16 protein-coding genes are annotated in these 18571 nt (G+C 69.3%); 10 read left to right on the forward strand and 6 right to left on the reverse strand.

Going from position 1 to position 18571, the window contains the following annotated elements; translation table 11 throughout:
• Nucleotides 1–103 precede the first annotated feature (103 nt).
• From NA12_RS15590 to NA12_RS15605, 4 genes are all read left to right on the forward strand, one after another.
• Entirely contained in the window at nucleotides 104–1324 is a 1221-nt protein-coding gene (locus NA12_RS15590) for an amino acid adenylation domain-containing protein (protein ID WP_067450785.1), read from the forward strand.
• Nucleotides 1324–2541, forward strand: coding sequence for a mannose-6-phosphate isomerase, class I (gene manA / locus NA12_RS15595; RefSeq protein ID WP_067450788.1), 1218 nt, complete (start codon nucleotides 1324–1326; stop codon nucleotides 2539–2541). The genes NA12_RS15590 and manA overlap by 1 nt, the downstream gene beginning before the upstream one ends.
• A gap of 129 nt (nucleotides 2542–2670) precedes the next feature.
• Entirely contained in the window at nucleotides 2671–3585 is a 915-nt protein-coding gene (locus NA12_RS15600; protein WP_067450791.1) for a cation diffusion facilitator family transporter, read from the forward strand.
• Nucleotides 3586–3885: 300 nt separating this feature from the next.
• Nucleotides 3886–4839 carry a cation diffusion facilitator family transporter gene (locus NA12_RS15605; protein WP_067450795.1) on the forward strand — a complete coding sequence of 318 codons (954 nt, stop codon included), beginning with the start codon at nucleotides 3886–3888 and terminating at the stop codon, nucleotides 4837–4839.
• Here the strand turns inward: NA12_RS15605 and NA12_RS15610 are convergent.
• Both NA12_RS15610 and NA12_RS15615 read right to left on the reverse strand, forming a co-directional pair.
• On the reverse strand, nucleotides 4830–6299 hold the full coding sequence (locus NA12_RS15610) for a phytoene desaturase family protein (protein ID WP_067450798.1): 1470 nt from the start codon (nucleotides 6297–6299) through the stop codon (nucleotides 4830–4832). The two genes, NA12_RS15605 and NA12_RS15610, sit on opposite strands and share 10 nt — an antisense overlap.
• Before the next feature lie 241 nt (nucleotides 6300–6540).
• A complete protein-coding gene (locus NA12_RS15615) occupies nucleotides 6541–7128 on the reverse strand; it encodes a TetR/AcrR family transcriptional regulator (protein WP_067450801.1) in 588 nt (195 codons plus the stop codon).
• Nucleotides 7129–7237: 109 nt separating this feature from the next.
• Here NA12_RS15615 and NA12_RS15620 point away from each other — a divergent pair, with 109 nt between their 5' ends.
• The 3 genes from NA12_RS15620 to NA12_RS15630 all read left to right on the forward strand — a co-directional run bounded on the left by NA12_RS15620 (nucleotide 7238) and on the right by NA12_RS15630 (nucleotide 10086).
• On the forward strand, nucleotides 7238–7654 hold the full coding sequence (locus tag NA12_RS15620; protein WP_067450803.1) for a DUF4267 domain-containing protein: 417 nt from the start codon (nucleotides 7238–7240) through the stop codon (nucleotides 7652–7654).
• Between the two features lie 249 nt (nucleotides 7655–7903).
• The gene (locus tag NA12_RS15625; RefSeq protein ID WP_243654819.1) at nucleotides 7904–9391 is read left to right on the forward strand and encodes an ATP-binding protein; all 1488 of its coding nucleotides are present in this window, start codon (nucleotides 7904–7906) and stop codon (nucleotides 9389–9391) included.
• On the forward strand, nucleotides 9388–10086 hold the full coding sequence (locus NA12_RS15630) for a response regulator (protein ID WP_067450806.1): 699 nt from the start codon (nucleotides 9388–9390) through the stop codon (nucleotides 10084–10086). Before NA12_RS15625 ends, NA12_RS15630 begins: the two co-directional genes overlap by 4 nt.
• A 56-nt stretch (nucleotides 10087–10142) precedes the next feature.
• Here the strand turns inward: NA12_RS15630 and NA12_RS15635 are convergent, their stop codons facing one another.
• The 3 genes from NA12_RS15635 to NA12_RS15645 all read right to left on the reverse strand — a co-directional run bounded on the left by NA12_RS15635 (nucleotide 10143) and on the right by NA12_RS15645 (nucleotide 13714).
• A complete protein-coding gene (locus tag NA12_RS15635) occupies nucleotides 10143–11474 on the reverse strand; it encodes a cytochrome P450 (protein ID WP_067450988.1) in 1332 nt (443 codons plus the stop codon).
• Nucleotides 11475–11578: 104 nt separating this feature from the next.
• Nucleotides 11579–12292: a TIGR03089 family protein gene (locus NA12_RS15640; RefSeq protein WP_067450809.1), complete on the reverse strand. Its 714-nt coding sequence runs from the start codon at nucleotides 12290–12292 to the stop codon at nucleotides 11579–11581.
• Between the two features lie 3 nt (nucleotides 12293–12295).
• A complete protein-coding gene (locus tag NA12_RS15645; protein WP_067450811.1) occupies nucleotides 12296–13714 on the reverse strand; it encodes an LCP family protein in 1419 nt (472 codons plus the stop codon).
• Between the two features lie 225 nt (nucleotides 13715–13939).
• On the opposite strand from NA12_RS15645, the gene rfbD reads away from it, so the two are divergent.
• From rfbD to manB, 3 genes are all read left to right on the forward strand, one after another.
• On the forward strand, nucleotides 13940–14791 hold the full coding sequence (rfbD, locus tag NA12_RS15650; protein WP_067450814.1) for a dTDP-4-dehydrorhamnose reductase: 852 nt from the start codon (nucleotides 13940–13942) through the stop codon (nucleotides 14789–14791).
• 11 nt (nucleotides 14792–14802) lie between these two features.
• Nucleotides 14803–15705, forward strand: coding sequence for a glycosyltransferase family 2 protein (locus tag NA12_RS15655; RefSeq protein ID WP_067450819.1), 903 nt, complete (start codon nucleotides 14803–14805; stop codon nucleotides 15703–15705).
• 111 nt (nucleotides 15706–15816) lie between these two features.
• On the forward strand, nucleotides 15817–16896 hold the full coding sequence (manB, locus tag NA12_RS15660) for a mannose-1-phosphate guanylyltransferase (RefSeq protein WP_067450824.1): 1080 nt from the start codon (nucleotides 15817–15819) through the stop codon (nucleotides 16894–16896).
• A gap of 58 nt (nucleotides 16897–16954) precedes the next feature.
• Here manB and NA12_RS15665 read toward each other — a convergent pair whose 3' ends face one another.
• A complete protein-coding gene (locus NA12_RS15665; RefSeq protein ID WP_067450827.1) occupies nucleotides 16955–18532 on the reverse strand; it encodes a carboxylesterase/lipase family protein in 1578 nt (525 codons plus the stop codon).
• Between the last annotated feature and the right edge of the window lie 39 nt (nucleotides 18533–18571).

Raw genomic sequence — 18571 nt, forward strand, 5'->3', positions numbered from 1 at the left:
CGGTCCGGTATTCGGCGACGGCGGATTACGAGCATTGCCGGTGCCCGGCTGGAATAGTGGAGTCACAGACGACGCCGCGCGATGAGGGGAGGTGGATTCGGCGATGATCGCTGGAACACCGGTATTCGACCTCGACGATGCCGAGTCGCTGGCAGCCGCCGACACCGGCGGCGCCCTGCGTTCGGCGGCCTCCGGCGGCGCCCAGGTGCGGGCCACCGCGGCGGCGGTCGCCGAGACCTCGCTCATCGAACGGCTCTCCGACCTGCGCCCGCGCAGCCTGGTGCTGGTCACGGGATCGGGTCGCGCCACGCGCGCGGCCGGGCTGCTCGTCGCCACGCTCGGCGACCGGGCCGGGCTGCCGATCGTGCCCGTCACCGCACTGCCACCGTGGGTCGGCCCGCTGGACGTGGTCCTGGTGGCCGGCGACGACGCGGGCGACCCACGGTTGATCGACGCCGTGGACCGCGCCCTGCGCCGCAGCGCCGAGGTGGTGGTCGCCGCCCCCAACGAGGGTCCGTTGCGCGCGGTCGCCGCCGGCCGAGCGATCGTGCTCGAACCGAGGGTGCCCGTCCTCGACCACAATCGGCTGCTGCGTTTCCTCGCGGTCGGTATCGCGGTGCTGCGCGGTGTCGACGCCCAGCGCAGCGGCCCGGCCACGCCCGATCTCACCGCACTGGCCGACATGCTCGACGCCGAAGCGCTGCGCGACGGCCCGACCAACGAGGTGTTCCACAACCCGGCGAAGACCCTCGCCGCGCGGATGCACGGGGTGGGCGTCGTCCTCGCGGGCGACTCCCCCGCGGCGGTCGAACTGGCCGGTCACGGGGCCGAGGTGCTGCTGCAGTCCGCGGGTCGATTGGCCTCGGCCGCCGATCTCGCCGACGCTGTCGCCGCGGTCGGTCGACTCGGCGCGAGCACCGGCGCCACCGCCCCCGGCTTCGATCCGCTGTTCCATGACGAGGAACTCGACGGACCGGCACCGGTGGACCGGGTCCGGGTGCTGGCCCTGAGTGTGCATCCCGATCAGGCTGCCGCGCGGCGCAAGCTCGCGGTCTTCGACGGCGCGGGCGCGGGCCTGGTCGACGCCGATCTGGTCCACGCCGATGTCGACGTGCTGCAATCCCAGCTCGCCGACCCCGGCGCCGCGCCCGCGATCGAACGAACCGCCGCCGACTCCGCCGCGGGGGGCGGGCACGGCAGCGAACTCGAGCAGCTCGCCGTGCTCGCGCTGCGGCTGGACATGGCCGCGGCCTACCTTCGGCTCACCGGTGGGCGCGACGGCGCCGGGCCCGAACCTGATCGATACGACGGGGGACGCTACTAGTGCAGGAACTCGTTGGTGCGCTGCGCTCTTACGCATGGGGGTCGCGCACCGCGCTCGCTCAGCTGTGCGGACGGCCGGTGCCATCGGCCCATCCCGAAGCCGAACTCTGGTTCGGCGCGCACCCGGCCGATCCCGCGCACGTGCGCACCGAATCGGGCACCCGCTCGCTGCTCGACGTACTGATCGCCGACCCGGTGCGCGAATTGGGCGCGGTGGCGGACACTTTCGGCCCCAGGCTGCCGTTTCTGCTGAAAATCCTCGCCGCCGAGGAACCACTGTCGCTGCAGGCGCACCCGAGTTCGGCGCAGGCCCGGGCCGGTTTCGAACGCGAGAACCGCACCGGCGTGGCACTGGATTCGCCGCTGCGCAACTATCGCGACGACAGCCACAAGCCCGAACTCGTTGTCGCGCTGGAACGTTTCGAGGCGCTGGCCGGATTCCGCGATCCACACCGCACCGTCGAGCTGTTGCGCGCGCTGGATGTGCCCGGCCTCAATATCTACGCCGAACTGCTTGCCGCCCAACCTGATTCGGCCGGGCTGCGCACCCTGTTCACCACCTGGATCACGCTGCCGCCCGCTGTGTTGTCGAAGCTGCTGCCCACGGTGCTCGAGGGGTGTGTGAGCTACCTGTCGAGCAAAGGCGCGCGGGAGTTCACCGCCGAGGTGCGCACCGCGCTCGAACTCGCGGAGGCCTACCCCGGCGACGCCGGTGTCCTCGCGGCGCTCCTGCTCAACCGGCTGACCCTGGAGCCGGGCCAGGCGCTGTTCCTCTCGGCCGGCAACCTGCACGCCTACCTGCGCGGGGTCGGCGTGGAGATCATGGCAAATTCCGACAACGTGTTGCGTGGCGGGCTCACCCCCAAGCACGTCGACGTGCCCGAACTGCTGCGGGTACTGGACTTCGAGCCGATCGACCTGCCGGTGATCGAACCCGAACCCAGCGGCGACGGCGGTATCCGATACCAGACGCCCGCACCGGAATTCGCCCTGTGCCGCTTCGACCTCGGCACCGACGACGAACCGGTCGTCCTCGCCGACGCCGGGCCGGGCATCGTGCTGTGCACCGCGGGCACGGTCGAGCTCTCCGAGAACGGGCACACACTCATCGTCGAACGTGGCAGCGCGGCCTGGATTTCCGCCGCCGACAGCGACCTCAAAGCCCGCGCGCTGCGTGGTCCCGCCCAGCTGTTCAGCGCCTGCGTCGGCGACACCTGAACCCGGCCCGCCACCTTCCGAGCAGGTGACTTCGCCGCGGCCGTGCGCGACAGACTGATGACCGCTTCGCCCGAGCCTCCGATTAGGCTGTGGCGAGTCGTGGTTCAGTGAGCAGAAGGGCGGGCCGGTATGTCGGCTGGTGGTGGCAAGAAGGCGATCCTCGCGGCGTTGACGGCCAATGCGGGAATCGCGGTGGCCAAGTTCGTCGGCGCGTTCATCACGGGGTCGGCGTCGATGATGGCCGAAGGCGTGCACTCGGTCGCCGACACCTCGAACCAGGGCCTGCTGCTGTTCGGGCAGCGCGCCGCCGCCAAGGACGCCGACGAGCTGCACCAGTTCGGGTACGGCCGCAATCGCTACTTCTACTCGTTCGTCGTGGCGCTGGTGCTGTTCACCCTCGGTTCGGTGTTCGCGGTCTACGAGGGCATCCACAAGATCCAGCATCCCGAGGAGCTGAGTCAGCCGATCGTCGCGATCGTGATCCTGGTGATCGCGATCGGCCTGGAGACCTACAGCTTCCTCACCGCCGTGGGTGAATCCAAGCCGCTCAAGGGCAACGCGAGCTGGTGGCAGTTCATCCGCAATTCGCGCAGCCCCGAGCTGCCGGTGGTGCTGCTGGAAGACACCGGCGCGCTGATCGGTCTGGTGCTCGCCCTCGGCGGCGTCGGGCTCACCATGGTCACCGACGACCCGATCTTCGACGGCATCGGCACCCTGTGCATCGGCATCCTGCTCGGCGTCATCGCGATCGTGCTGATCATCGAGATGAAGAGCCTGCTCATCGGTGAGGGCGCCACCCCCGAACAGGGCCGTGCGATCCGCGAGAACCTGGTCGACGGCACCGAGATCACCTCGGTGATCCACCTCAAGACCCAATACCTGGGCCCGGACGAATTGCTGGTCGCCGCCAAGGTCGCGCTCGCGCCGAACCTGGACATCGCCGCTGTCGCCGCGGCCATCGACGCGGCCGAGCTGCGCGTGCGCGCAGCGGTCCCCCCCGCCAGCCTGATCTACCTCGAACCCGACCTGTACAGAGTTATCTAGCGGCTGGCGCCGCGGTTCTCGGTGTTGTTGTGCGGCTGGCGCCGCGGTTCTCGGCGCTTGACTCCACCTCTTCCCTCCCTCCGGGCACTCCTTCGTCGCACCCTCCACTCAGTCCAGAGGCGGAGGCGCGCCGAGAGCACAGAGTTATGCAGCGGTCGGCGCCGCGGTTCTCGGCGCTTGACTCCACCTCTTCCCTCCCTCCGGGTACTCCTTCGTCGCGCCCTCCGCTCAGTCCAGAGGCGGAGGCGCGCCGAGAACGTGGGGGTCGGGAGCGGCTCGTGGTGGCGGTAGCGTTTCGGTATGGCCGAGCAAGGTGGAGACAGCAAGATCGCGATCCTCGCCGCGCTCGGGGCGAACGCGGGGATCATGGTCGCGAAGTTCGTCGGCGCGTTCATCACCGGTTCGTCGTCGATGCTGGCCGAGGCGGTGCACTCGGTGGCCGATACCGGCAACGAGGCGCTGCTGCTGGTCGGGCGCAACCGGGCCGACCAGCCTCCGGACACGCTGCACCCCTTCGGGTATTCGCGTAATCGGTACTTCTATTCGTTCGTCGTCGCGCTGGTCCTGTTCGTGATGGGGTCGCTGTTCGCGATCAACGAGGCGATCCACAAGATCCGGTTCCCGGAGGAGCTCGCGTCGGCCTGGGTCGCGATCGCGATTCTCGGGGTGTCGCTGGTACTGGAGAGCGCCAGTTTCCGTACCGCGCGCAAGCAGTCGGCGCCGTTGAAGGGCCAGAATTCGTGGTGGCATTTCATCCGCCACACCCGTAACCCCGAACTGCCCGTGGTGCTGCTCGAGGACGCGGGCGCGATCATCGGCCTGCTGTTCGCCCTGGCCGGGGTGAGTCTGACCGTGCTCACCGGGAACGCGGTGTGGGACGGTGTCGGCACGCTGTTCATCGGCATCCTGCTCGGCGTGAACGCGGTGATCCTGATCGTGGAGACGAAGAGTCTGCTGATCGGCGAGGGCGCGACGACCAAGGACGACACCGCGATTCGCGCGGCGCTGCTGGCCGATCCGCGGATCGAACGCGTGATCGGGATGCAGACCCAGTACCTCGGGCCGCAGGATCTGTTGATCAACGCCAGGATCGCGCTGCACGCCGGGTTGGATATCGCGCAGGTAGCGCAGGTGATCGACGCCGCGGACGACCGCATTCACCTCGCCGTGCCGAACACGTGCACGATCTACCTCGAGCCCGATGTGTTCGAGCCCGACAAGACGCACGATGCGCCGAGCAAGCCCTACCGGTAGGCGGGCGCCGCGCCGCGCAACAGGTCGAGCGGGTGGGTGACGATGCCGAATCTGGTGCGCAGCAGGTGATGTGCCGCGTGCAGACCCGGCATCCCGTGGACGCCGGGGCCCGGCGGGGTCGATGACGAACACAGGTAGGTACCCGGAATCGGGGTGGAGTAGGGATTCCAGCGAGCGAGCGGACGGAACAGGGTCTGTCGGGTGGTCATCGCGCCCGCCGAGATATCGCCGCCGACGTAGTTGGCGTTGTGCGCGGGCATGAAGGCCGCCGGTGTCACGTGTTTCGCCAGGATCAGGTCGCGGAAACCGGGCGCGAAGCGTTCGACCTGATCGATCACCTGGTCGCTGATATCGCGATCGGTGCCGTTGGGGACGTGGGCGTAGGTGTAGAAGGTGTGCTGCCCCTCGGGCGCCCGGGTGGGGTCGACCACGCCCGGCTGGATGGCCAGCACGTACGGCCGGTCGGCGAAAGTGCCGGTGGCGACCTGATGTTCGGCGTGCATGGCTTGTGCCCTGGTGCCGACCAGGTGCAGGGTGCCCGCCAGGTCGGCGCCCGGCGCGGCCCACGGCACCGGTCCCGACAGCGCGAAGTCGACCTTGCAGGCGGCGTTGCCGTACCGGAAACGCCCGAGGCTGTCGCGGTAGCGCGACGGCAGCCGGTCACCGGCGATGCGTTGGAGTTCGGCGGGCGAGGTGTCGAACAGCACCGCGCGGGCGGTAGCGAGTTCGGCGAAATCGTCGACGCGGTGTCCGGTGCGTACCTCGCCGCCGAGGCGTTCGATTTCGGCGATCATCGCGTTCGGGATCGCCTGGCTCCCCCCGCGCGGGATCACCCAGCCGCCCGCGTGCGCGAGCGTACCGAGCAGCAGCGCCGCGCCGACGGCGGGAAAGGCGCGTGGTGAGGTGATGGCGTGAGCGGCCACGCCGCTGATCATCGCGGGCGCGACGTCATCGCGGAAACGGTTGTCCGACAGTGGGGATGCCTGTTCGAGCAGGCGGATCGCGAACGCGAGGCCGGTGCGAACGCGCAGCGGCGGGTGCCGTAGGTCCGACATGGCCAGCTCGACGACATCGGGCCAGTGCTCGACGAGCGGTGCGAACAGCGCGCGCCACGCGCGACCGTCGTGACCGAGGTCGGCGACGGTGGATTCGAGGTTGCGCCACGCCAATCCGGCGACGCCGCCGTCGAGGGGATGCGCGTAGGAGACGGTCGGGGTGAGCAGCTCGACGCCGTGTGCCGCGAGGTCGAACGCGCGAAAGAACGGTGACGCCAACGCCATCGGATGCGCGCCCGCGCAGATGTCGTGCTGGAATCCGGGCAGCGTCAGCTCGGCCGTGCGCGATCCGCCGCCCGCCTGCTCCTGCGCTTCGAGGACCCGCACCGACAACCCGGCGCGGGCGGCGATCACCGCCGCGGCAAGACCGTTCGGCCCCGAACCCACTACTACGACTTCCGCCATCCGCGTCCCTTCGCCCTCGCCGCGCTCTGCCGATCTGCGTCGTTGCCTCCAACCTACGCGGGGCGGCGAGCCTGTCGCAGTGCGCTCGGTCACCCGGAAGGTTCGACGCACGAAAGCACCGCACCGCGCCGGGATCTACCACGCCGCACCATCTGACCGCAGGCGCAGCGCTTGTCCGCCACGTTCTTCCAGGCGTCGTGGGGGTTGATTTCGCGCGGCGATTCACCCGCGTCGGTACGGCTCAGCTCGACTCGACCGCCGCTTCGCTCGTTCCGTCGACCAGCAGGGTGATGCGTCGTTCGCGCAGTTCGGGGCGCAATCGGCCGTTGCGGTCGAGGGTGGCGAGGCCGTGCAGGGAAGCCCACGCGACCTCGGTACGGGCACCGAGGTCATCGCCCTCGGAGTACGGGGAGAACATCGCCTCGAGGCCGGCGAAGGCATCGCGCAGCGGTTGTGGCGCGTCGAGGCCGAAGTCGAGGTCGGTCTTCTGCTGGAAGATGGCGTCGTAACGGGCGGGGTTGGCGGTGGCGAAGTCGAGATAGGCGCGCGCGACATTGGCGATCACCTCGGAATGGGTGGTCGCCGCCTCGCGGGCCAGCCGGAGTTGTTCGGCGAGCTCGACACAGCCCTGCAGGGCCACGGCGCCGACGATGGCCGCCTTGTTCGCGAAGTGGCTGTAGAGCACGGGCTGGCTGTATTCGATGCGATCGGCCAGTTTGCGAATGGTGACCGCGTCCCAGCCGTCCGCTTCGGCCATTTCGCGCGCGGTGTCGATGATCCGCTGGTGCCGTTCGGCACGTTCGCGTTCCTTGCGCTGCTGGGTGCTCATGCTCGATATTCTAGCAACGCTAGACAAGATAGCGAGACCCAGGCTATCGTTTTCACAGCACCTAGCGACGCTAGATTTCAGAGCAAGAGTCAAAGTTCAGGAGCACCTCATGATCACCTCACGCATCGCCACCGCACTCTCCCTGCTCGGCGGGCTCTTCATCATCTACGTCGGCATCAACTACCTGATCGTGCCGGAGGCGACAGCCGCGGGCTTCGGCCTCCCCGCCGTGCCAGAGGGCGACGCGGTGGCCTTCCTGAACCTCAAGGGTGTCCGTGACGTGGTGAGCGGCCTGGTGATCCTCGGCCTGTTGGCCACCGAGCAGCGCTTCGCGCTGGGCGTCGCCATGCTCGCCACCTCGCTCACGCCGTTCGGCGACATGGCCACCGTCCTGAGCTGGCACGGCTCCACCGCCACCGCGTTGGGTGTGCACGGCTTCACCGCCGTACTCGTCGCGCTCGCCGGCGTGCTGCTGATCCGCGAACGTCCGGCGAGCGCAGCCGATCGCCGGCTCGTCGTGGCGTGAACCACCAGCGTCCGCTTCACCGCAGTCACCGAAAGCCCCCGCGATTTCTTGTCGCGGGGGCTTTCGGCCTGTCTCACCGCACGTCGGGCGGGCCACCCACCTGGCCGACGGGGGGTATGGTCGCGTTTCCGCACTGCGGTGGTTGGGCAAGACGTTCGAGAGATCTGAGTTCGGAGGCAAGAGGTGCGACGAGGACGACTGTCGCTCGCGGGGCAAGCCTTCGTATGGCAGCTGGTGGTGCTGGCGCTGATGATCGCCGTCGGCACGATCCTGGCCGTGCTCGATGCCAGGCGCGACCATGATCTGGCCGCGGAAATGCAGGTCAGAGACGTCTCGGTGACTGTGGCGCGGTCGCCGTCGACCCTGGCCGCGGTGAGTTCGCCCTATCCGAGCGGACTGCTGCAACCGACCACCGAGCGGATCAGGGCCGCCACCGGCATGGACTTCATCGTCGTGATGGCGCCCGACCGCACCCGCTATACCCACACCAACCCCGACCTGATCGGCAAGCCGTTCGTCGGCAGCATCGACGGCGCGCTGGCGGGCCAGACCCTCACCGAGACCTTCACCGGCACCATGGGCCCCTCGATCCGCGCGGTCACCCCGGTCTATGACAACGGCCGCGTGGTCGCGCTGGTCGCGGCCGGCGTCACCCGGGCCAAGATCAGTACCCAGGTCGCCTCCCAGCTGCCGCTGATCCTCGGCGTGGCCGCGGTGGGTCTGGCGCTGGCCGCGCTGTCATCGTTCCTGATCAGCCGTAGGCTGCGCCGCCAGACCCACGGTCTGGCCCCCGACGAACTGCGCGCACTCTACGAACACCACGACGCGGTGCTGCACTCCGTCCATGAGGGCCTGGTGGTGTTCGGTGACCAGACCGAGGCCGCGGAGGTCGTCAACGATCAGGCCCGCACCCTGCTCGACCTGCCCGACGGTCCGGTCCTGCGCGCCGACCTGCCGATCTCACTGCAACAGATGAGCGGGGGCGTGGTGCGCGACGAGACCCACGTGACCACCGATCGTGTCCTGCTGGTCAACCAGGATCTGGTGAGCTGGGAGGGCCGTGAGATCGGCACCGTGCTCACCATCCGCGACCACACCGAACTGCGCGCGGTGCTCGGCGAGCTCGATTCGGTGCGCAACTTCGCCGAATCGCTGCGCGCCCAGGCGCACGAGGCGGCCAACCGGCTGCACACCGTGGTGACGATGGTCGAGCTGGGCCGCCCTGACGAAGCGGTGGCCTTCGCTACCGCCGAGCTACAGCTCTCGCAGGTGCTGATCGACCGGCTGCTGGCCGCCGTCGGCGACGCGGCGCTGGCTGCCCTGCTGCTCGGCAAGGTCGACCAGGCCGCCGAGCGTGGCGTGAGCCTGGCGATCAGCGAGGACACCGCGCTGGACTCCACCGATCCGCTCTCGGCGCACGAGACCGTCACCCTGGCGGGCAACCTGATCGACAACGCGATCGACGCGGCGGCGGGCACCGTCGACAAGCGCGTCGAGGTGTCGGTGTGTCATCGTGACGGCGCGCTGTGGGTCCGGGTAGCCGACAGCGGACCCGGCATGTCGGCCCAGATGTTCTCGCGAGCCGCCGAACGCGGCTACACCACGAAATCCGACCACGCGGGCCTCGGCCTCGCGCTGGTGCACCGCCTCGTCGATCGACATCGCGGCACCATCACCACCACGGCCGCACCACACAGCGCGGTCATCGTTCGCATTCCGCTGAGGGAGACCCCATGATCCGCGTCCTGATCGTCGAGGACGAGCCGTTGATCGCCCAGGCACATCGGGCCTATCTCGAACGGCTCGACGGTTTCGTCACGGGTGCGGTCGTCCACACCGGACGCGACGCGCTGCGGGCGGCGGCCGAGGCGATCGCCGACAACAATCCGTTCCACCTGGTGCTGATGGACATCGGGCTGCCCGATATCAGCGGGCTCGATGTGGCCGCCGCGCTCAACGGACTCCAGCCGCGCCCCGACGTCATCGCGATCACCTCGGCACGCGAGCTGAACATGGTGCGCAGCGCGGTGGCGCACGGTGTGGTGCTGTACCTGCTCAAGCCGTTCACCTTCGCCGCGTTCCGCGAGAAGCTGGAGCGCTACCGCGATTTCGACACCGCGCTGCCCGCCGGCGAGGCGGCACTGTCGCAGTACGACATCGACCGCGCGCTCGGCGCGCTACGCACCGCCGATCAGAAGGCCGGCGCCCCGAAAGGCGTTGTGCAGCACACCCTCGAAGAGGTATCGCGGGCGGTGCGCTCGGCCGAATCCGGGATCACCGCCACCGATGCCGCCGCGGCCGTTGGTGTTTCGCGGATCACGGCGTGGCGGTATCTCGAGAAGCTCGCCGACGACGGATTGGCCGAGCGCCGCGCCGATTACGGCCGCGCCGGTCGCCCGAAGACCCGCTACCGCTGGCGCGCGAGCACATAGCAGCGCACGAGGGCTCGACCAGCGCGGGAAGACGCGACATCGGGCCGGAGCAAGGCTCAGGCCGGACGGGACGCACCCGCGAGGTCGTCGGGGGCCGAGATTCGCGCGACCGGACCCAGGTCGACCGGCATGTGCTCGAAACCGTGCAGCGTGAACAGGTTTCGGCGGACGGGTTCACCGCGTAGCCGCAGGTTCGGGTAGCGGGTGTAGAGCGCGCGCAGGGCGTGCACCGCTTCCATCCTGGCCAGGCTCGCGCCGAGACAGGAGTGGACGCCGCTGCTGAATGCCACGTGGTCCTTGGCATTGCGGCGGTCGATGTCGAAGCGGTGGGGGTCGGGGAAGACCGCCGGGTCGCGGTTGGCTCCGGCCAGCGACAGGATGATCGTGCGGTTCGCCCGCACTCGCACGCCGTCGAGGTCGACGTCCTCGAGTGTCTGCCGCGCGGTGGTCTGGACGGGGGGATCGAACCGCAGCGTCTCCTCCACCACATCGGGCCAGCGTTCGTGGTCCTGCTGCGCGAGAGCGAGCTGGTCGGGATGGGCCGACAGCGCGGCGACCGCGTTGCCGATCAGATTGACCGTCGTCTCGAAACCGGCGCCCATCAGCAGACTCGCGCCCGCCTGCAGTTCTCGCAGACTCAGATCGCCCGAACTCACCAAGGTGGACAGGATGTCCTCGCCCGGTGCCCGCCGCAGGGTGGCGATGTGGTCGGCCAGGTAGGCGTCCATGTCCTCGATCGCCGACATCGCGGCCCGGTACGTCCGCCACGAGGTACCGATATCGAGCAGCGGCGTCACCTTGTCGCCCCAGTGCAGGAACCTCTCGCGGTCGGCGGGCGGGAAGCCGAGCATGTCGGCGATGATCGCGATCGGCACCCTGGCCGCGAAGTCGGTGATCAGATCGACCGATCCGTGCGCGGGCATCGCCGCGAGCAGTTCGGCGGTGACCACCTCCACGCGCTCGCGCAAACGGGCGATCGCGCGCGGGGTGAACGCCGATGCCACCGGCTTGCGCATCCGGGTGTGTTCCGGCGGGTCGAGGACCAGCATCGACGGCGGCTCCACCGGGTTGGGTGGCACGGTGACCCGCTCGGCGAGCTTGCGCCACGGGGCGAGCAGTTCCGCGTCGATCGCGGGTCGCACGCCGAACCTGGGGTCACGCAGAATCGCTCTGACCTGGGCGTGATCGAACGTTGCCAAGGACACCGGCGTCTTGATCACGCCGCCGCCGCGACCGCGCAGTTCATCGATCAGCGGATACGGATCGTGCAAGCCCTGATGACCGCTGAGCAAGGTCGCGAACGGGTCCCCGCGGCGCACCTGCCACCGCAGGACCGCCCGCGGCGCCCCGTGCTCGGCCGACCATCGAACCCAGTATTTCGCGCTCATCGCCACCTCTGCCGCTCTGCCGAAGTCCTACTTCCACAGTACGGACCGACTATGACGCACGACACGTCCCCGAGGTGGACCCGAACCTATACCTGGGTAGGAGTTCAGCGCCGGACGGTCACCTTCTCGGTGACCACCCGATGGTCGACGCCGGCCGGATCGGGATTGACGACCTGGACCAGCGAGGCCCCGGCGAACAACACCGCGACGAACCCGTCGATCAGCTCGGTCACCGTCTCCCACGGCGTACTCGACAGCACCCGGTCTCCGGCGGAAAAGCCTTGCAGCGCAGCGGATTTCCGTGCCATCGTGAGCACTTCCGACACCGGGAGCCCGTCGAGCGCGGCCCGGAACCCACCGGGCAGGAACTGATCACCGTGCACCCGCACCGCGGTCGCGAAGTCGGTGACGCCGACCGGCAGCTCGCGCACCGGCGTTCCCATGGCATCCAGCGACAGCACCGCCACCTCGTCGACACCGTCGGCGTCGTCGAGCCGGTCGGGCGTCACCAGTGCGAGGTCGGCGTCGGCGTCGGGGGTGAGAACCACTTCGGTTCCGGCCCACCAGCAGCCGAGCAGGACCGCGGCGGTCTGCCAGTGCGCGGGCAACAACACCGCGACCCTGGCGCCGGGGGTGAGGGCGAATTCGTCGCGGATCAGGTTCGCGGTCTTGGCTGCCCAGTTGGCCAGCGTCAGGCCGGACAGTTCGATCCGCGCACCGGTGGCGTCGTCGTACCAGGTAACGCGCGGTCCGGCGGGGTCACGTTCGAGGATGGGGTCGAGGAGGGCGTCGGTCAGTGTCGAATTCGGCTCACGCATGGGTCAATTCACACATTTCGGTCCGTTCTGGCCTGCGTCGATCGGCGGGGCTGGCGGTATCGGTGTCGCGGTCGCCGAGGAAGTCGCGTCGAAATCGAACATGCCTGCCGCGGCCGAGCCGGGACCAGAATAGTCGCTCGCCAGTACCACGCTCACTGTATTCGCCGACACTGTTCGGTCGGCGACCACCGTCAGACCACCCAGCACCTGCGCGACCGCCGCCGCCTTCGGGTCGTCGGCGTCGGCGGCCAGCACGCGACTCGAGCTCACGCTCCCGCCGGTGTAGTTGCCGACCGTACCTTCCTGGAATCCCTTGCCCGTCAGGGCTGTGGACACCTTGCCCGCGAGTCCGGTGGCGCCGCCGGCGTTGAGCACGTTCACCGTCACGGTCGAGGCGTCGATCTTCGGCGCGGTGTCGCCGTCGTCGGTCTGCTCCCCCACCAGCCCGGCGACGAACCTCTGCACCGTTCTCGGATCGACCTTCACCACCGACTCACCGGCCGAGGTCATGCTGTTGAGGTCGGAGACCGGGATGGTCTCGAATTCCACCTTGCCGCCGGACAGATCCTTGAGTTGTTGCAGAAAGGCCAGCACGTCCCAGTCCTCGTCGAGCACGACGGTGCGCCCCACCGCCTCGCTGATCTCGCTGAGCTTGCTCGGATTGGCGAGGGTCTTGGCGGTGAGCAGCTGGCCGACCAATTGCGCCATGAACACCTGCTGGCGCACGATCCGGTCGATGTCACCGCGTTCGAGATCGTGGCGCTGGCGCACGAAGCTCAATGCCTCCTGGCCGTCGAGACGCTGACGCCCGGCCGGGAAGTCCGCGCCCGACATCGGTTCGTCCACCGCCTGATTCAGGCACACCTCGACGCCACCGACCGAGTCGGTGAGCAGCACGAAGCCGAGCAGGCTCACCTCGGCGTAATGGTCGACGGTGATGCCGGTCAGGGTCGCCACCGATTTGATCAGCGCCTGTCGGCCCGCCTTGGTCGACTCGCGTTCGGCCTCGGCCTCGGACTTGCCGTCGGCGAGCAGTTCGGCGCGTTGCGCCTCCTTGGTCGAGCCGTACGCGGAATTGATCTTGGCCTTGCCCTGGCCTGCGACCTCGACATAGGAGTCGCGCGGGATGGAGATCGCGGTGGCCGAGCGGCCGTCGTTGGGCACCCGGATCAACACGATGGTGTCGGTATTGGTGCCCACCTCGTCGCCGGCGTGCAGCATCGCGCGTTCGGCGGTGGTGAGTGGGTTGCCGTGCGCGTCGGTGCGGCTGTCGACGCCGACGAGCAGGATGTCGACGGCGCCATCGCGGCCACCGCCGAGACCGAGGTCACCGATCCGGTCAATATTGGCGATCAGGTTGTCGACACTGCGCCAGGCGAATCCGGTGAGTGTCAGTACCAGCACGGCCGAGATCGCCGCCATCAGTTTCGCCGGACCGAAGGTCCCCGCAGACGCGCTGACCGGCCTTGTCGACTCTCGCACTCGTGCATCCTCTCGACGAACTCCGCGCCCGGACCGCCGCACCCCCGGCAGACACCGCCTTGTCGTTAGCCCGGGCTCGTCCATGGACACCGGCCTCCACAGGCTAACCAACAGTTACCACACCGGCGCCCAACCGCGTGTGCCCCGGCGTGCCAGACTGGCCGCGTGAATGCCGAATTCCCCGCTCCCGCTCACCTAATCATCACTGGCGCGCGCGGTCTGCTGGGGCTACGGATCCTGCGTCTGGCACCCGATGCGCGCGGCTTCGGGCGGGCCGATCTCGACATCACCGACCGCGCCGCCGTCGACGCCGTCCTCTCGCCCGGCGCCGTGGTGATCAACTGCGCGGCCTACACCGCGGTGGACGCCGCCGAAACCGAGGTCGAGGCCGCCTTCGCCGCCAACGCGACCGGACCGGCGGTTCTCGCCGCCGCCTGCTCGGCGGCGGGCGCGCGGCTGATCCACGTGTCCACCGACTACGTCTTCCCCGGGACCGCGACGACGCCGTATGAGCCCGGCGACCCGACCGGACCGACCTCGGTCTACGGACAGTCCAAGCTCGCCGGTGAGCGGGCCGTGCGCGAGCTGGGTGGCCATGTCGTGCGCACCGCCTGGGTGTACGGCGGTGTCGAGGGGGATTTCGTCGCGACCATGCGCAGGCTGGAGGCCGAACGCGACACCGTCACCGTGGTGAACGACCAGCTCGGCTCCCCCACCAGCGCCGCCGACCTCGCTGCCGCGCTGCTGGAACTGAGCACCCGACCCGACGCACCCGCTGTGCTGCACGCCACCAATTCCGGCACCGCCACCTGGTTCGACCTCGCCGCGGCGGTTTTCACCGACCTGGGGGCCGATCCAGCCCGGGTGCTGCCGTGCGCGTCCAGCGAATTCCCCAGACCCGCACCGCGCCCGGCGTATTCGGTGCTGTCACCCGCGGTATGGGACGCGGCGGGCCTCACCCCGCTCCGCCCCTGGCGTATCGCACTCACCGACACACTGCGCCGATTGTCCGACTAGGCTGCGCAGTCGTGAACGCAGCAGACGCAGCCGATTCTCCAGCCACCGCCGGCCTTGCCGTGGTCACGGTGACCTATTCACCGGGTGAGCACCTCGAGCACTTCATCACCACCCTGGCCGACGCCACCAGCGAGAAGCCGCAGGTGATCCTGGCCGACAACGGCTCGACCGACGGGGTCCCCGAACTCGTCGCCGACGCCAACTCGCACGTGACGCTGCTGCACACCGGCGGCAATATCGGCTACGGCGGCGCCATCAACCGGGCCGTCGCCGAGATCGATCCGTCCATCGAGTTCGTCATCCTGGCCAATCCGGACATCCGCTGGGGCGTCGACTCCATCGACAAGATGCTCGAAGCCGCCGCGCGCTGGCCTCGGGCGGGCGCGATCGGGCCGATGGTTCGTGAGCCCGACGGCAGCATCTACCCGTCCGCGCGCCGGGTCCCCGGGCTCGCCGACGGCGCCGGGCACGCGATTCTGGGCTCGGTCTGGCCGAAGAACCCCTGGTCGGTGCGCTACCGCCAGGAGAACGAGCAGATCTCCGAGCGGGTGGTCGGCTGGCTGTCGGGCTCGTGCCTGCTGGTGCGCCGCGCCGCCTTCGACACCATCGACGGTTTCGACTCGCGCTACTTCATGTACATGGAGGACGTGGACTTCGGTGACCGCATGGGCAAGGCGGGCTGGCACAATGTGTTCGTCCCGGACGCCGAGGTGACCCACGCCAAGGGTCACGCCGCGGGCAAGCATCCCGAATTGATGCTGCCCGCCCACCACGCCAGTGCCTACCGTTTCCAGGCGGACCGGCATCCGCACTGGTGGCAGGCGCCCTTGCGGGTCGCGTTGCGGGCCGGACTTGCGATTCGCTCCAGGATTGCGGTTCGATCGGCGCTGCGCGAGCAAGCGCGAACTGCCTGAATCGTCAGCGCCCGGAGGCGGCAGCCTGCGTAACCACGTAGGGCGCCGAGGCAGGCAAGTTGGACACAGCGCCTGAATGGGCGCGGTATCACTGTGAACAGGGGAAACTCGATGGCAGGCAATGCAGGCACCGACGCGGTCATCCTCGTCGGCGGACAGGGCACGCGGTTGCGGCCGCTCACCCTCTCGGCGCCCAAGCCCATGCTGCCGACGGCCGGGCTGCCGTTCCTGACCCACCTGCTGGCCAGGATCGCCGAGGCCGGGATCACCCATGTGGTGCTCGGCACGTCGTTCAAGGCCGAGGTCTTCGAGGAGCACTTCGGTGACGGCGCCGAACTGGGCCTGGACCTGGAGTACGTGACCGAGACCGAGCCGCTGGGCACCGGCGGCGGCATCCGCAATGTGCTGCCCAAGCTGCGCGCGGACAACGTGATGGTGTTCAACGGCGACGTGCTCGGCGGCACCGACCTCGGTGCGATCCTCGACACCCACGAGTCGACCAACGCCGATGTCACCCTGCATCTGGTTCGCGTCAGCGACCCGCGTGCCTTCGGTTGTGTGCCGACCGACGAGACCGGTCGCGTCACCGCGTTCCTGGAGAAGACCCAGGATCCGCCGACCGACCAGATCAACGCGGGTTGCTACGTGTTCCGCCGCGAGTACATCGAGAAGATCCCCACGGGTCGCCCGGTCTCGGTGGAACGGGAGGTCTTCCCCGCGCTGCTGGCCGAGGGCGCGCGCGTGCAGGGCCATGTCGACGCCTCCTACTGGCGCGATATGGGCACCCCGGAGGACTTCGTCCGCGGCTCGGCGGACCTGGTCCGCGGGATCGCGCCCTCCCCGGCCCTGCCCGGCCAGCGTGGCGAGTCCCTCGTGCACCCCGGCGCGGGCGTGGCGCCGGGCGCGTTGCTCATCGGTGGGACCGTGGTCGGGCGCGGCGCGGAGATCGGCGCGGGTGCGCGACTGGACGGCGCGGTGATCTTCGACGGCGCGGTGGTCGAGGCGGGCGCGACCGTGGAACGCTCCATCATCGGCTTCGGGGCCCGCATCGGCCCCCGCGCGCTGGTTCGCGATGGTGTGATCGGCGACGGCGCCCATGTCGGCGCCCGCTGCGAACTCCTGCGCGGCGCCCGCGTGTGGCCCGGCGTGGTCATCCCCGACGGCGGCATCCGCTTCTCCACCGACGTCTGATCCGCGCGACGCCGGGTCACCACCGATCCCTCGGCCGGTGGCCCGGCGTCGAACGCGGCTAGCTGAAACCGACGGCTTGGTCGCCCCAGGCGGTGTGCAGGTCGGCGTCGGGGTTGTCCACGATGCGATCGATGGTGTCGATGAGCAGGGTGGTGCGGTCGGTGGGGCGGTAGTGGGGCCAGTGTTTGGAGCCGTCGATGGCGGCGGGGACACTGTGTTCGGCGAAGGCCAGCCAGCGGCGCTGCATGCGGCCCGATACCGCGAGCGAGGCCTTCCGCCCGCCGAGCCAGAAGGTGGGGTCGTGGTTCAGGGTGCCGAAATTGCCGAAGACATACGGCAATTCGGTGGCGTGACCGGCACCGACCCTGGCAGCCTTCAGCATCGGGGTGGCGTAGTCGAAGCGGTACATCCAGGTCGGTGAATGCTGGGCGTGCCCCTCGGCGACCCAGGCCGCGGGCATCCGGAAGGCCGCGTCGGTCGACATCGCCAGCGCGCCACGGGTTTTGGTGAGATCCGGGTAGGCCGAGGTGATCTCGGCGATCCGCTCGGGCGGCATCTCCGGATGCGAGGCGGCGACGTCGCGCAGCATCGCGTTCACCGCGTCGGGCGTCACCGGCATGATCGGTGAGCGCAGCACCCGGAACAGCGACGCCTCATCGCGATTGGTCCCGATCAGCAACGGCACCCGATGCGAAAGCCCCTGCTGGAATCGGTCGATCGGGTAGCCGGGCAGCAGATCTCCGTCCACCACCGGCGCCGCGGCGAGCCTGCCCGGTTCCTTGATGGGCACCTCGTCCAACAGCACGGAACCGATCTCGACGAGCTGTTCGATCGGCAACTCCAGCAACCGATTCACCTGACCCGGCCCGAGTTCGAGCAGTTCCAGGTATCGCTGCCCGACGACGGCGGCCCGCTCCTGCCCGAAAACCGTTGTCGCGGGCGGACTCTGCGCGATCGCCTTGTGGAACAGTCCGGCCGCCGCTGGTGCGGTGAGCAGCGCGGTCACGCAGCCCGCGCCCGAGGACTCACCGAAGAGGGTCACGTTGCCCGGATCGCCACCGAACGCGGCGATATTGTCGCGCACCCACGTGAGCGCGGCGAGCTGATCGTGCAGGCCGAGGTTCGCGGTGAACTGCCCACCGAGCGAGGACAGATCGAGGAAACCGAGCACTCCGATCCGGTAGTTCACCGAGACGACCACCACGTCGCCCGCCTCGGCCAGCTTGCGCCCGTCGTAGATGGTCTGGGCGGCGGTGCCGAGGCAGTAGGCGCCGCCGTGCACCCAGACCATGACCGGGCGCGGCGGGTCATCGCTCGGTTGCGGCCGTGGCGACCAGACATTGACCCACAGGCAGTCCTCACCCATCTGCAGATCGGAATCCACCGGCACCATCGCGCCCATGGCCTGGGGCGCGATATCGCCGAAGACCACGCAGTCGCGCACACCGTCCCACGGCTTCGGGGGTTCGGGTTTCGCGAAGCGGGCGGGCCCAGCGGGAGCGGCCGCGTAGGGAATGCTGCGCCACACGGCGACCGGTCCATCCCAGGTTCCGCCGACTGTGCCGTACTCGGTCTCCGCCAGTGGGTCGGCATCGTGGGCCCGCGCGTCCGGGTCGAAATCGGGCTGAATGCTCATCACACACCTCCTAGCCGGCCCGACCACACGGGTACCTGT

Source organism: Nocardia alba NBRC 108234 (genome assembly GCF_001612665.1).
GTDB lineage: Bacteria > Actinomycetota > Actinomycetes > Mycobacteriales > Mycobacteriaceae > Nocardia > Nocardia alba.